General features: G+C 44.4%; 13 protein-coding genes. 5 read left to right on the top strand and 8 right to left on the bottom strand.

The window, feature by feature from the left end; translation table 11 throughout:
* Positions 1-69: 69 nt before the first annotated feature.
* The 5 genes from R7O13_RS16170 to R7O13_RS16150 all read right to left on the bottom strand — a co-directional run bounded on the left by R7O13_RS16170 (position 70) and on the right by R7O13_RS16150 (position 6418).
* Entirely contained in the window at positions 70-1023 is a 954-nt protein-coding gene (locus R7O13_RS16170) for a CorA family divalent cation transporter (protein ID WP_005380188.1), read from the bottom strand.
* A gap of 276 nt (positions 1024-1299) precedes the next feature.
* Entirely contained in the window at positions 1300-2859 is a 1560-nt protein-coding gene (gene glpD, locus R7O13_RS16165) for a glycerol-3-phosphate dehydrogenase (RefSeq protein WP_005391703.1), read from the bottom strand.
* 176 nt (positions 2860-3035) lie between these two features.
* On the bottom strand, positions 3036-3827 hold the full coding sequence (locus tag R7O13_RS16160) for a DeoR/GlpR family transcriptional regulator (RefSeq protein ID WP_005380192.1): 792 nt from the start codon (positions 3825-3827) through the stop codon (positions 3036-3038).
* A gap of 159 nt (positions 3828-3986) precedes the next feature.
* Complete coding sequence (glpK, locus tag R7O13_RS16155; protein WP_005380193.1) at positions 3987-5504, bottom strand: glycerol kinase GlpK; 1518 nt, start codon at positions 5502-5504, stop codon at positions 3987-3989.
* 59 nt (positions 5505-5563) lie between these two features.
* Positions 5564-6418, bottom strand: a complete 855-nt coding sequence (locus R7O13_RS16150; RefSeq protein ID WP_005380195.1) for an MIP/aquaporin family protein — start codon at positions 6416-6418, stop codon at positions 5564-5566.
* An 896-nt stretch (positions 6419-7314) separates the two neighbouring features.
* On the opposite strand from R7O13_RS16150, the gene glpT reads away from it, so the two are divergent.
* Together glpT and glpQ are read left to right on the top strand one after the other, a co-directional pair.
* Positions 7315-8679 (top strand): glycerol-3-phosphate transporter, encoded by a 1365-nt coding sequence (glpT, locus tag R7O13_RS16145; RefSeq protein WP_005380199.1) that lies wholly within the window; start codon positions 7315-7317, stop codon positions 8677-8679.
* A 56-nt stretch (positions 8680-8735) separates the two neighbouring features.
* Positions 8736-9791: a glycerophosphodiester phosphodiesterase gene (glpQ, locus tag R7O13_RS16140; RefSeq protein WP_005380201.1), complete on the top strand. Its 1056-nt coding sequence runs from the start codon at positions 8736-8738 to the stop codon at positions 9789-9791.
* Between the two features lie 70 nt (positions 9792-9861).
* Here the strand turns inward: glpQ and dapD are convergent, their stop codons facing one another.
* The gene (gene dapD, locus R7O13_RS16135; RefSeq protein WP_318304261.1) at positions 9862-10893 is read right to left on the bottom strand and encodes a 2,3,4,5-tetrahydropyridine-2,6-dicarboxylate N-succinyltransferase; all 1032 of its coding nucleotides are present in this window, start codon (positions 10891-10893) and stop codon (positions 9862-9864) included.
* Between the two features lie 446 nt (positions 10894-11339).
* On the opposite strand from dapD, the gene R7O13_RS16130 reads away from it, so the two are divergent.
* Both R7O13_RS16130 and R7O13_RS16125 read left to right on the top strand, forming a co-directional pair.
* Entirely contained in the window at positions 11340-11954 is a 615-nt protein-coding gene (locus tag R7O13_RS16130) for an AHH domain-containing protein (protein WP_033905557.1), read from the top strand.
* On the top strand, positions 11944-12540 hold the full coding sequence (locus R7O13_RS16125; RefSeq protein WP_318304260.1) for an imm11 family protein: 597 nt from the start codon (positions 11944-11946) through the stop codon (positions 12538-12540). The genes R7O13_RS16130 and R7O13_RS16125 overlap by 11 nt, the downstream gene beginning before the upstream one ends.
* A 57-nt stretch (positions 12541-12597) precedes the next feature.
* Here R7O13_RS16125 and R7O13_RS16120 read toward each other — a convergent pair whose 3' ends face one another.
* Positions 12598-12897, bottom strand: a complete 300-nt coding sequence (locus R7O13_RS16120; protein ID WP_005380208.1) for a YebG family protein — start codon at positions 12895-12897, stop codon at positions 12598-12600.
* Between the two features lie 128 nt (positions 12898-13025).
* Positions 13026-13952: a LysR substrate-binding domain-containing protein gene (locus R7O13_RS16115; protein WP_151515074.1), complete on the bottom strand. Its 927-nt coding sequence runs from the start codon at positions 13950-13952 to the stop codon at positions 13026-13028.
* Between the two features lie 109 nt (positions 13953-14061).
* On the opposite strand from R7O13_RS16115, the gene R7O13_RS16110 reads away from it, so the two are divergent.
* The gene (locus tag R7O13_RS16110; RefSeq protein WP_017636010.1) at positions 14062-15036 is read left to right on the top strand and encodes a TDT family transporter; all 975 of its coding nucleotides are present in this window, start codon (positions 14062-14064) and stop codon (positions 15034-15036) included.

Here is a 15036-nt window from a genome sequence, read left to right as displayed (position 1 = left end):
CTAATGTGAGTAGAGAAAAGAGGAGCCGCGTGCTCCTCTTTTGGTTTTTGTTCTTTATAGGTTTAGTGTTTATTCGTCTTCGTCGTCCGCTTTATTCGTGAGCCCCAAGCGTTTAAATAGCCACCACTCTAGACCAAAAATGACAATTAAGGCGATGCAGAACCAGGTGAATGCCATGGTGGAATCCACGCCTGGCATTCCACCAACATTGATACCGAGTAAACCTGTTAAGAAGCTGGTTGGTAGAAAAATCGTTGCTACCAAAGTAAACAGGTAACTGTTTTTATTGGTTTTCTCATCACGATGATGTTTGATCTCTTCTTGGAAAAGCGCCACTTCTCCAAGATAAAACTCAAGTGTTTCATTTATGCGCGTAATATTATTGTGTGCGAAGCGATATTGATGAGGTCTCAAAGCAATCAATTCTGATTCTGACTCCACAAGATCACGGATAGCGTACTGCTGAGGGCGAATAAAACGCTTGATAGAAATCAGTGCTTTTTGAGTCGCCATATGTTTGTACGTCGACTCATCATTCACGTCGAACTGGTTTAGTGTTTCTTCAATTGTATCAAGGTAAATGTCTATTTTACTGTTTAATCCTTCAATGATCTGATGAAGTAAACTGGCAAGACTTTTTGGGCCTTTGTGTTCCGCTAATGCTTGGCGAATCTCCATGATCGCGCGTGATGGAATTTTACGAGTTGAAATGAGTGCGCCTTGAAAGTAGAGAATTCGAATACTAAGCATATCTTCTGGTGATGCATTGCCGTTCATATTGACGCCTCGTAAAATCAACATGAAGTTCTCGTCATCCAAAGGATGGAAAGATGGTCGGCTTTCGTCGGCTAATAGATGATCAACCGTAGCTCGAGGTACTTGGTTCTGCTCCAGCCAACCACGAATATCAGGATGCAGCCGTTCGCAATGGTACCAATGCTTAGCTTGAATTTGCTCTGCCGTGGTGGATTGTTGAGTTGCTTCTGGGGTTGAGAAGTCCCAATGTTCAATCATAAAACCCATTTTCTTTTCCTTGTTTGAGCCGATACCAAAATAACCTCAAGATACTTCTTTCGCGAGAATTGCATTGCCATACAGAGGCAATGCTCTGAGTACGGTACTCTGAAGTCATTGATGCATTATTTTTCAAATGAGTATGATTGTATTTAATGCCAAATGTCTATGAATAGTTGTTCTTATTTGCAATCGAGTGGAGCGCACCAAGGTGTTGTGCTTAAACAACAAAACAAAAAGCCTGCAACTAAGCAGGCTTTATTGTGGGGGGAGGGAGGGGAGCTGTTAGCCAACTTGAGAAAGATTAACCACTTTCTGTTGTAGCTTTTTCTTTAAATAGTCCGTTAAGGCCTGTTTTTCTTCCTCGTTCATGTAAAGACCAAGCTTAGTACGGCGCCATAAAATGTCTTCATCGGTCATTGCCATTTCATGGTTCATTAAGTAATCGATCTCACGTTGGTAAACACCACCGGCTTGTGTCGAGAACGTTTGTCCTAAGTCAGCTTCACTTGTTGTACCTTCCATTAAGTTCCACGTTTGGGTACCAAACTGAGTGACATAACGAAGAATCAATGCTTCTGGCGCCCAAGTGTATTTAGCATGAATTTGTTTCGCTAATTGTTCACGACTACAGCTGAAGTTACCACCAGGAAGGGTTTGGTTGGCCGTCCAGTCTTTACCCATTTCAGGTAGGAACGGAGCAAGTTTCTTCATTGCTGCTTCACCTAACTTACGGTAGGTCGTTAACTTACCACCAAAAACAGAAAGCAGAGGTGCATGGTCGTATTCCGCATCGAGCTCTAGCGTGTAGTCTCGTGTGATTGCTTGCGGAGAGTCAGATTCATCGTCACATAAAGGACGAACACCGCTGTATGTCCAAACTACATCTTCGCGAGTCAACTGGTGGACAAAGTGTTGGTTTACGATATCAATGAGGTAATCGACTTCGTCATCTGAGATCGACACTTCGCGTGGGTCACCTTTGTATTCCACATCTGTTGTACCAATGATTGAGAACTTATCTAAGTAAGGAATCATAAATACGATGCGATTGTCTTTGTTTTGAAGGATGTAGGCTTGCGGTTCGTTGTGGATACGAGGAACAACGATGTGCGAGCCTTTGATTAAGCGAATGTTACGAGGAGAGGCTTGCTCTAATCCATCATCAAAGAACTGTTTTACCCAAGGCCCCGCAGCATTGACTAACGCTTTTGCTTTACGTTCGAAACGTTGGTCTGTCATCACATCGTGAATAGTAACGTGCCAGATACCACCTTCACGGTGTGCTTTTTCCACGCGGCAGTAGTTACGCACTTCAGCATGGTTTTCGCGAGCCGCAAGAACGTTCAGTAATACTAAACGTGCATCATCAACCCAACAGTCAGAGTATTCGAAACCCGTTTTCATCTCTGGTTTTAGCAAGCCAGATTTCGCAAGGTTGACGGTTTTACTGCCTTGCAGCGTCGTACGTTTACCCAAGTTATCGTAAAGGAAAAGGCCACAACGAATCATCCAAGCTGGGCGTAGGAATGGGCGATGCGGTAAACGGAAACGCATTGGTAATGCGACGTGTGGTGCTTTACGAAGAATAACCTCACGCTCTGCGAGCGCTTCCGAAACTAAACGAAACTCGTAGTGTTCAAGGTAGCGTAAACCGCCGTGTATCAGTTTAGAACTTGCTGAAGAAGTCGCAGATGCGAAGTCATGTGCTTCATATAAGCCAACACTCAAACCTCGGCCAGCTGCGTCTGCTGCAATACCAGCTCCGTTAATGCCGCCACCGATTACGATCAAGTCTAAGGTAGTGGATGAGCTAGTAGTGGAAGCATTATTTTGTATACTCATAAATTTGACCTCTTGGTGAGCGAACGAGCATTTTAGAACATAATGTAATCCTAGCTCAGGTTTCGTTTGTGATCATCTATTATTTTCGTTTGTGAGCGTTTTGTGTGATTTAGACACAAAAAAACCTCTGTCTAATTAAGACAGAGGTCATTTGAGGGGGAATTATACGATTGACGTTACTCGTTTTCGGAGTTTGATTCGTTAGCTTCAACCACTTCAAGTGGGATAGAAGCTTCCTTCAAAATTGACAAGATTTCTTCTGGTGGCTGCTTATTGGTAAAGATCATGTTGAGCTGTGCAATATTGCCTAGTTTCACCATAGCATTGCGCCCGAACTTGGTGTGGTCTACGGCAAGAAATACACTACGGCTATTGTCAATGATCGCTTGTTTGACCCGGACTTCGTGGTAATCAAAGTCTAATAGCGAGCCATCGAAGTCGATACCGCTAATGCCGAGAATACCAAAGTCGAGACGGAACTGTTTAACGAAATCGAGGGTAGCCTCGCCAACAATACCGCCGTCTCTGCTGCGGACTTCTCCACCCGCTAAGATGACTTTGATTTCAGGGTTAGGGAAAAGAATGGTCGCAACATTGATGTTGTTGGTGACAACACGCAACTGTTTATGGTTTTTATTGAGCGCTCGCGCAACTGCTTCTGGTGTGGTGCCGATATCGATGAATAGTGTGGCACCATCTGGAATGTGTTTGACTACCTCGTCTGCAATGACATCTTTTTCATTGAAGTTGAGCGCTTTACGCGTGTTGTAAGATGTGTTTTCAGAACTGAGAGGAATAGTGGCTCCACCGTGATAACGACGAATTTTGTTGTCATCGGCGAGTTCATTGAGATCGCGTCGGATGGTTTGTGGGCTGACATTGAATCTTTCTACTAACTCATCCGTGCTGACATAGCCTTGTTTTTTCACCAGCTCAACAATCTGCTGGTGTCGAGGTATTTGCTTCACTTACCACTCCCTTGTGCATTGGTAACGGCCAATGCTTCAAATTCGAAGCTCTATTGTGCTCGAATTTGCTCGTTGTGAGAAGTAAGCGAGTTCAGGAATCGGGGATAAAGCGCAAAAAGAGCGCACAAATGGCGCTCTTTTTTTCTTATGGAGATGAGATTAATCTTCTTCGTCGTGAAGTTCAGACCAGGTTTGTGCACATTTCACTGCACGTTTCCAACCCTTGTAACGACGATTGCGTTTTTCTTCATCATCGTGTGGCTCAAAGGTGCGATCAAGTACCGCTTTATTCTGCAACTCATCAATGCTATCCCAGTAACCAACTGCAAGGCCGGCAAGGTAGGCTGCACCAAGAGCGGTAACCTCAGTTACTTGAGGGCGGTGTACTTCTGTGTTCAATACATCGGATTGGAATTGCATTAGGAAGTTGTTCGCTACTGCACCACCATCGACGCGAAGGTTCGCAAGCTTAATACCTGAGTCAGCTTGCATCGCATCCAGTACGTCACGAGTTTGATAAGCGATGCCTTCTAATGTTGCACGGATGATATGGTTTGAATTCACACCGCGAGTAAGGCCGACAATCGTGCCACGTGCGTAGGCATCCCAGTATGGTGCACCTAAACCAGTAAATGCAGGCACGACATAAACGCCGTTTGATGTATCCACTTTTGTCGCGAAGTATTCAGAGTCTTCTGCACCGTTTAGGATTTTCAATTCATCGCGTAGCCATTGGATAGAAGCCCCACCCATGAATACGGCACCTTCAAGTGCATAAGCTGGTTCGCCTGCAGGACCACAAGCCAAAGTAGTTAGAAGGCCATGTGTCGAAGTGACTTTTTCTTGGCCAGTATTCATTAGCAAGAAACAACCCGTACCGTAAGTGTTTTTCGCTTGACCCGCTTCAACACACATTTGGCCGTAAAGCGCCGCTTGTTGGTCACCTGCGATTCCAGAAATAGGAATACGAGTACCGCCTTTACCACCGATGTTGGTTTTACCGTAAATTTCCGATGAGCGCTTCACTTCTGGCATCATAGATGCTGGGATGCCAAGCTCATCTAACATTTTTTGATCCCAACATAGATCGTTGATGTTAAACAGCATGGTACGCGATGCGTTAGTGTAGTCGGTTACGTGAACGCGACCTTGAGTCATCTTCCAAACTAACCAAGTATCGACAGTACCAAACAACAGCTTACCTGCTTCTGCGTCTTCTCGTGCGCCTTCAACATTGTCCAGAATCCATTTAACTTTGGTACCGGAGAAGTAAGGGTCAAGCACCAAACCAGTGTTGTCACGTACATAGTTTTCGAGACCGCGTGCTTTTAAATCTTCACAGATATCAGCAGTACGGCGACATTGCCATACAATCGCATTGTAAACGGGTTTACCTGTTTCTTTGTTCCAGACGATGGTCGTTTCACGCTGGTTAGTAATACCGATAGCCGCTAATTGGTCGCTACGGATGCCAGACTTAGCTAGAGCTTCTACTAAGGTAGAGCTTTGTGTTGCCCAGATCTCCATTGGATCATGTTCAACCCAACCAGCTTCTGGATAAATCTGAGTAAATTCGCGTTGCGCGACGCTTACGATGTTCGCATCATGATCAAGAATCACTGCGCGAGAGCTTGTTGTACCTTGGTCTAGGGCAACAATGTATTTTTGCTCAGTCATGGTAAGAATCCTTTTGTTTCGTTATTTATATTTTAGTAAATGTTCGAGTTACGTCAGTTTTAAGCTCTAGCTTCTTCTGTTTCTTCTTCCGTCTCACATTGGTTTGGAATCGTACAACCGTGGCCTTGTTGTGGAAGGTAAGCTGCAATCGCTTTTGGATACAACCAACCTCCAAAACATGCACCTGCAATCGGAGCAAGTAAAGGCACGATAAAGTAAGGAATGTCCTTAGCACCTGTCAGAGCGTAATCCCAGCCTGCGAAGTAAGCGAACAGCTTCGGTCCAAAGTCACGAGCAGGGTTCATCGCAAAGCCTGTTAGTGGGCCAAGTGAACCACCGATGACGGCAATCAAAATACCGATCAATAGAGGGTTCATTGCGCCACGTGCCGCGCCGTTATTTTCATCGCCCAGAGCCAGAATCGCAAACATCAGTACAGCAGTGATAACGAATTCCACAGCAAAAGCACCAAAGAAAGAGAGAGAGGCATGCGGATAAGTCGAGAAGATACCAGCAGTTGCTAGTGCATCTTGGCTGCTGCGAACGAAGTTATGAGCGATTTCGTAGTCGGTGAAAAGGTTGCTGTATAAGCTGTATACCAATGCAGCAGAACAGAATGCCCCAAGCATTTGAGCGATAATGTATGGCACCACTTTCGCCTTATCAAAACCATGAAACATAGCAAGTGCGATGGTAACGGCAGGGTTGATGTGTGCACCAGAGACGCCAGCCGTACAGTAAATAGCGATGGCGACACCGAAGCCCCATACAATACTGATTTCCCATTGTCCAAATGATGCGCCTGTTAGAACTAAGGCTGCAACACAGCCTACGCCGAAGAAAATAAGTAGTCCTGTACCGATAAACTCGGCCAAACATTCTCCGAGCAGAGAGGGGTGTTTGTTCGTTGTCATGTTAAAAGTCCTTTGATCATTTTTGCCTGTCTAGCACGATACTATTGTGCATATATAAACGTTTGCGAAAACAAACGAGCGTTAAAAATGAGCGTTTGAGCATAAATTTGTTAATCAAAGTCTTCGTTTTTGTTAAATGGCGCATCTTTTAACCGGAAAAGAACACAATGAAAATAATTTATTTGTCACGAGGCCAGTGTTGAGAGCGCTCAAATTACCGATGTGAAAAAGAATGCACAACTGGTAAGAGGAGTTTTGTGAAGCTGCTACGTGCTTGGAGATTTATTACACAGAACTTGTGTAGCAGTTAACCCTAAAGGAGTAGGAGGATGTCAAATGTATCAAGGGCTAGCAGTGATATAAAAAATACGCAGTCATGTTTGGACTTTTAGAAAAAATCGTCATCCCATTGATACCAATAGGATGAGTTGAGAAGAGAATAAACGCTGTTAATGTCTTGTGTTTGTGAATCATTGCTTCGGCTTGTATTCAAATAAAAATTGTTTTTTTTATTTCGTTTGATGCTAAACGTGATCGTTTTTCAGCTTTTTAGTTATTAGTTGGTTCGGAGCGAGTAGGGCAGGCGTAAATCGCCCTTTTTACGGTTAGTTTATGTTCTAATTCGAGCCTTTGTTTCAAAGGTTTCGAATTGGAATGCTCAAGTGAGAGGTTTGAACATCAGTTTAATATTAACGAATCTTGAGTAAAGTTGAACGATGATCTAATTAATGCTCATATAATTTACTGTATTTACTTATATTTAATCCATGTGCAACATTTGTCACAGAAATAAAATCCTAACTCCATACAATTCATGAACTTTCGAACGAAGATTTATTTTGTTTCGTTCGCTCCTTTTGTGTTTTTACCATCGCATACAAAATAATGAGGTTCCTATGTTTGGAATATTCAAACCTAAGGCGCACATTGATCGTCTGTCCCCTGGCAGCATCGATAGCACCTACTCTCGCCTCCGTTGGCAACTCTTTATCGGTATCTTTGTTGGCTACGCCGGTTACTATCTAGTTCGTAAAAACTTCAGTTTGGCGATGCCTTATCTTATCGAGCAAGGCTTTAGCCGCGGAGACTTAGGTGTCGCCCTGGCAGCTGTTTCCATTGCATATGGTCTCTCTAAGTTTCTAATGGGCAGCGTTTCAGACCGCTCCAACCCTCGCTATTTCCTTAGTGGCGGCCTATTGATGTCTGCATTAGTGATGTTTTGCTTTGGCTTTATGCCATGGGCGACTGGTAGCGTCACTGCGATGTTCATTTTGCTTTTCTTAAACGGTTGGTTCCAAGGGATGGGGTGGCCTGCTTGTGGCCGAACCATGGTGCACTGGTGGTCACGTAAAGAGCGTGGTGAGATCGTTTCGGTTTGGAACGTGGCGCACAACGTGGGTGGTGGCTTGATTGGTCCACTATTTATTCTTGGCCTGTGGGCATTTAACGATGATTGGCGCACTGCATTTTATGTTCCTGCATTTTTCGCCACGTTGGTTGCTGTGTTTGTTTGGATGACGGTTCGCGATACCCCTCAGTCTTGTGGTCTGCCTCCTATTGAAGAATACAAAGACGATTACCCAGATGACTATGACAAGTCCCATGAACAAGAAATGACAGCGAAGGAAATCTTCTTCAAATACGTCTTCAACAACAAACTTCTTTGGTCGATTGCAATTGCAAACGCATTTGTTTACCTAATTCGTTACGGCGTACTGGACTGGGCACCTGTTTACCTAAAAGAAGCGAAGGATTTCTCGGTAGATAAATCGTCATGGGCTTATTTCTTATACGAATGGGCTGGCATTCCAGGAACACTATTGTGTGGTTGGATCTCTGACAAATTGTTCAAAGGTCGTCGTGCACCTGCTGGTATCTTATTTATGGTGTTAGTGACAGTTGCAGTGATGGTTTATTGGTTTAACCCTGCAGGCAACCCAACAGTAGATATGATGGCGCTTATTGCAATTGGCTTCCTAATCTATGGTCCGGTTATGCTGATCGGTTTGTACGCACTTGAACTCGCTCCGAAGAAAGCCGCAGGTACTGCCGCTGGTCTTACTGGTCTGTTTGGATACCTGGGTGGGGCAGTTGCCGCAAACGCGATTTTGGGCTACACCGTAGACCACTTTGGCTGGGATGGTGGCTTTATCATCTTAGTGGGTTCTTGTATTACTTCTATCGTGTGTTTGATGTACGCCTTCTTAGGTGAACGTGCGCACCACGAGCAAAAAGAGCGCGAGAAGGAAGCGCTAGCGTAATATTTATTTAAAGAGGCAGTGGAATACTGCCTCTTCGCTTTATCAAGGAAATAACAATGAAAACAAAGTCAGTATGTCTTACTTTTTTAGCACTTAGCCTTTCTGCTGGTGCGATTGCGAAGCCGCTTGTCATTGCGCACCGTGGCGCATCGGGCTACTTGCCTGAGCACACGCTAGAAGCCAAAGCACTTGCTTACGCAATGAAACCTGACTACATAGAGCAAGATGTGGTAATGACGAAAGACGACCAGTTGGTCGTGTTGCATGACCATTATCTCGATCGCGTAACGGATGTTGCGGAGCGTTTTCCTGATCGTGCACGTAAAGATGGTCGTTATTACGCGATTGATTTCACTCTGGCGGAAATCAAATCCTTGCGAGTTACCGAAGGGTTCAACATCGATGAGAAAGGCAACAAAGTAGCGGGCTATCCAACCCGATTCCCTATGTGGAAATCTGACTTCACCGTGCCGACGTTTGCTGAAGAGATTGAGCTGATCCAAGGCTTAAACAAAACGCTGGGTTATGACATCGGTATTTACCCAGAAATTAAAGCGCCTTGGTTCCATCGTCATGAAGGTAAGGACATTTCTAAAGCAGTACTTAAAGTCTTGAAGCAGTACGGTTACGGCTCTCAAGACGACAAAGTCTACCTTCAGTGTTTTGATGCGAATGAACTTCAACGCATCAACAGTGAACTCATGCCTGCAATGGACATGGACTTAAAGCTCGTTCAGCTTATGGCTTACACGGACTGGAACGAAACTATGGTGTACAAAGGCGACAAGGCAACACCATACAGTTATGACTGGATGTTCGAAGCCGACGGAATGAAGAAAGTAGCGAGTTACGCGGAAGGAATTGGACCTTGGAAGCCGATGCTGGTGGATGATAAGTCAACCAAAGACAATATCATCATCAAGCCGTTGATGAAGGCTGCAAAAGACGCTGGCTTGCAAGTGCATCCATACACGTTCCGCGCCGATCCAGGACGCATTCCAGCGTACACTGACAGCTTTGAAGGCATGATGGATGTGTACTACAACCAAGTAAAAGTGGATGGTTTGTTTACTGATTTCCCAGATAAAGCGGTCAGCTTTTTAAATCAGTAATCACGCATTTTTCTTTAAGCTAAAAAATCCCCCAACAGTTTCCTGCTGGGGGATTTTTCTTAACTATTTATTAGTTGTTTTTATGCAGTTCGCTGTTCAGTTCAACCGCGCTCTTGTTAGCAAGACATTCGATTTGACCTGTTACAGAGTTACGACGGAACAGTAGGTCAGAAACTCCAGCAAGATCGCGTGCTTTCACCACTTCGACTTCTTGACCGTCAGAATCTAGCATGCGTACTTTAGAACCAGCAGTTACGTACAGACCTGATTCGATAGTACAACGGTCACCCATTGGGAAACCAAGACCTGCGTTCGCGCCTAGTAGCGAGTTTTCACCGATAGAAACCACAACTTTACCGCCGCCAGATAGCGTACCCATGATAGATGCGCCGCCGCCGATGTCAGAGCCGTTACCAACCACTACGCCAGCAGAGATACGACCTTCAACCATGCTTACGCCTGTTGTACCCGCGTTGAAGTTGATGAAGCCTTCGTGCATTACTGTTGTGCCTTCGCCAACGTGTGCGCCAAGACGTACGCGAGAAGTATCAGCGATACGAACGCCAGTTGGTACCACGTAGTCCACCATTTTAGGGAACTTGTCTACGCAATCTACGCTTAGTGCACGACCCGCTAGGCGAGCTTCGATTTGACGCTCTGCTAGTTCAGGTAGGTCGATTGGACCTTCGTTAGTCCATGCGATGTTGTGCAGTAGACCGAAGATGCCGTCTAGTACCGTGCCGTGCGGTTGAACTAGGCGGTTAGAGATAAGTTGAAGTTTTAGGAAACCTTCAGCAACGCTTTGTGGCTGCTCGTCAGTTGCAAGGATAACCAGTACAAGTGGTTGTGCTGATTCTGCTGCTTTTGCTGCGAAAGATGCGTTTGCCGCATCGCCGTTTGCTTCAAATGCTGCTGCCAGTTCTGCGCTTTGTGCTGCAGAGATCTCGATAGCTTGGTTGCCTTGCTCGTAACCTGCTACTGCTGCTAGTGCGTTAACAAGCGCTTCGCTTGGGTCAAGAACTGGGTTTGGGAAAAACGCTTCGATTATTTTGCCGTCGCGGTTTTTAGTTGCCGTACCAAAGGCTAGAGAGAAGAAAGCCATAGTTGATCTCCATGTGTTGAGTCTTGTGTCTCGTCTGTTCACTGACAAGAAATAATTAAGTTGTCAGTCATCATAAAGAGAGTATTGGGGAGTTTAAAGAGGGGAAATGGAGAAAGTCCGTAGATGGATACCTTTTGTCTTTTTAGAGATATGTTTGTCTGATGAGAAATGTGGCTACGAGGTGGTCTATTGGGGGAGTTTTGCTGAAACGATAGAAGGCAGTTTCTTGTCTCGGCTCTAGAAAGAAAGGGCGTTTTCCTATTCTGGCGAGTTCTTTCGAGATACAGAGGTATGTTTTTAATTGTTTAGAACAAGGTGTCGTATAAGTTCAAATAAATTTGGCGCAAGCTTGAGGCGGCTCGGTTTTGAGATAAATAATTCTTTATATTCATATTGATTCATATTAAGGTTGATCTACGTTTTTAAGCATTTTCAATGAGATCAGTATGGGTAAAAAAGTCGTTACGGTTACAACGTCTGAGCTGGAAAGAGATTTGTTTAATGTGACTGGTGATAAGTTATTCGCTTCCAAGCAAGCTTCGCAATTTCAAATATTTTATGCAGGTTCAGTGATAGATTCTATTAAGTATAAGAGAGGGGTGATATCCAAAGATGATCTTTTACTTAATCAACATATAAGGTGGGAGCATAATAAGGCCCATAGTTATCGCTTGGCCAAAAACATCCTTAAAAAAACAGGGCAATGTCGTCCTAAGAATGTAGCTGCTCATCATATTGTATCATGGAAAGACATTAGAGCTGCAAAGTCCAGAATGAGGCTATCAGCATTTCGAATCGATATAGATAGTGCGGAAAATGGTGTATTTTTACCAAGATGGAATAAACATGTGCCCCATTCGCAAATGGTTGAAGCTTATTCTCACTCCTGTATCCATACTTCATTTTACTATTTGAACGTTGAACATTTACTTGAAAATACGATTGCTCAGGATGCAGATAGAGAAGATATCGTTGAGGTTTTAGAGGATATTGGAGACGACTTGAAAATGGGCATGTTTCCAATAACCAGAAAAATAAGGGCGAATGAAATTGCAGTTTAAAAAACAAACTTTTACTAAGGTATTTGGTATTCAGCCAGATGTGGATAAATATTTATATCTAGAGCACACGAGCCTATTGGGTTTAGACGACGTGAATAATGAAGTTTTACCAATATTCAATGGAGCTTCAAAAATATCAACTTGGCAACCATTGACACTTGATTGGCTCCGGCATGATGATTCCGATGACTTAATAAAACCAATGATTGCTGCCTGGGGTAGCTTTACGTACGTAGTTCGCCATGATATTGCGAGCTTGTTCAAAGATACGCTCGGAGATTGTTGTGAATTCCTACCTGTAAATGTGGATAACTCCATTTGGTATGCACTTAATGTGACTTCTAAATTGGATGCATTACATACTGAACTGTGCGAGATAAACTACAAGCCAAATGGCAGAGTTCATAGAACTAGACCATATAAGCGTTTTGTTATTGATCGTGATAAAGTTTCAACCCCGAGGCTCTTCAAATTAAGTGGTTCTCCAATAAGCATCTATACTTCAAATACCGACAATAGCTTTTTAAATCTAGTGACTAAAAACGAGTTTACCGGGGTTAGTTTTTATGAAGTAGAGAGTGTTTAACTTCAGGAATAAAAAAACGCCGCATAATGCGACGTTTTTTCTAAACAAATGAGAGGCTTATGCAGCGTCTTCTTGCTCGCTATCTTCTTCAACAGCTTCAAGCTTCTTTGCTTTTTTTGGTGCAGGTTTACGTTTTGCACCAAGAGCGTAAAGCACTTCTTCTTTGTTTTGCGCAAGGAACATTGCAAGATCTTCTTGCTTACCTTCGTCTTCTAGAAGTTCACTTTTACCCAGCAGTGAGAATAACTCGTCTGCCATATCCAGCATTTTGTCGTATGCGTCAGCTTCCGCTTTAGAGGTAAAAGTCATTTTCTCTTCTCCATTGCGTTCTACCACGTACTTGACGATTACAGCCATGGTTGGTCCCCTAATTTGGTGTATTGATACTGGCTTTTTATACAGTTTTTGACCAATCAAGTCTAGCGACAAGCCTCAGAATGAGAGACACGTACAACTAACTGACTAGCATTTAAACTATCTTGGTTTCACTTTGCGGATTTGTCCGCCAAAGGAAGGTTTGTTGGTCGCTCCCAATCTTGGCAAAATTCGATAAACGTTCTGAGCAATGGGCTTTGATATTTCTCTTTATGAACCAGTAACCAGAAGCGACGTTTCATATCTAAAGGCATGTCGAGCAGTTTTACGCGGCCGTCACGAATAGCAGGTTCTGCAGACAAACGTGACAAGCAACCTAAGCCTAACCCTGCCGATACTGAGTTGATCAGCGCTTCGGTGGTATTGAGCTGAAAAGCTTCATGCCAATGTTCCAAGCGCGGCGCGACAACGCGCATAAAAAATTCGCGTGAACCAGATCCTGCCTCTCGCAATATCCATTCACTGTTTTCTAGCTCGGTTAAGTTTACTGGCCCTTCGTGCGCGGCTGGGGAATCGGGCGCGCAAATCACGCACATTTCATCTTCGCTAAACTGGGTAGACTGCAATTCAGGGTGAAGTGTTTTGCCTTCAATGAGGGCTATGTCTAACTCGTAATCGGTCAGCATGTCGCAGATTTGTGCGGAGTTAGAAATGAACAGGCTTTGAGAACGATGGTTCGTTTGCTGACGAAATTCGCTAAGCAAATAGGGCGCGACTTGGTTGCCAATGGTGTCGCTGGCACCAATGCGAAGTTGGCCCGATAGCGCTTGGTCACCATCGAAAATGCTCTCGATGTCTTTGGCTCGGTTGAGTAACTCATCCGCCAGTGGTAGCAGTTTTTGACCTTCTTGGTTCAAAATCAGTCGGTTATTAACACGATCAAACAAGTGATGGCCGATCTGTTTTTCTAATTCTGAGAGTGTCATGCTCACTGCGGCTTTCGATAAAAAGAGACTATCAGAAGCCGCTGTGAGCGTTTTGTGCTGCGTGATCGTCGTAAACACTTTCAGTTGTTTAAGAGAAATGTGACTTGCCATACCCCACCGTTAAGTAATTCTGAACGTTTGTTTTAAATAATTAGATATATCGGAACGAAGTGCAAGCGTATTATACGTCCCATCAAGAGTGAGTCTGGTTGAGGTCATCATGATTCAAAGAACAAAAGCAAAAGTAATGGGAGCGCCAACTCCAATGGCGGGTTTGGCTCTTGGTATTGCAAGCTTGGGCTGGAGTTGGGAGAACTTCGCCGAATTACATGGCTACGGACAGTGGATTAGTGCGGGTATCGCAAGCATATTGTTGGCTATATTGGCAACCAAGTTTTTGCTACATAATCATCTGTTGAGACAAGATCTTGCTCATCCGGTTGTGGGCAGCGTGGTTCCGACATTTGCGATGGGCACTATGGTGGTATCGAACTCTCTCGGCCATTTTTACCCATTAGCTGGCGATGCGCTTTGGCTGATTGCGGTGGTTTTGCACATCGTGTTCTTGGTGAGCTTTGTTTACCATCGCGCCAAAGATTTTGAATTGCACCACATGGTTCCTAGTTGGTTTGTACCGCCTGTGGGTATCATCGTTGCGGATGTGTCTTTCTCTGGCAACCCGATGTTAGCACCAGTGGCACAAGGTGCATTGATGTTTGGTATGGTGGCGTACGCGATCATGTTGCCGATGATGATTTACCGTTTCATGTTCACCCATGAAATTCCGGATGCAGCGAAACCAACAATGGCAATCATGGCAGCGCCAGCAAGTCTATCATTGGCAGGGTACTTAACGGTCACTGCGACACCATCACCAGTGATCATCGCTATGCTATTTGGTATCGCGGTATTGATGACAGCCATCATTTACCTCGCATTCTTTAAATTGCTTAGACTGCCATTTAGCCCAGGCTATGCGGCGTTCACTTTCCCGATGGTGATCGGTGCGACGGCGCTGTTTAAAATGGCGAATTGGATGGAGTTGCAAGGATTGGCTGCGCACTATGTTCAACAAGTGCGAGGCTTAGCTGGTCTTGAGTTGATTGTGGCAACATTTGTTGTCTCTTATGTGGCCTTACAATACATCAACAACTTGTTGATTCAGCCACGCTTGATGCACGCTCATCACGCTTAA

Source organism: Vibrio sp. Y176, from assembly GCF_033438945.1.
Note: the sequence above shows the minus strand (reverse complement) of the source record. Positions and strands in the feature narration are given on the sequence as shown.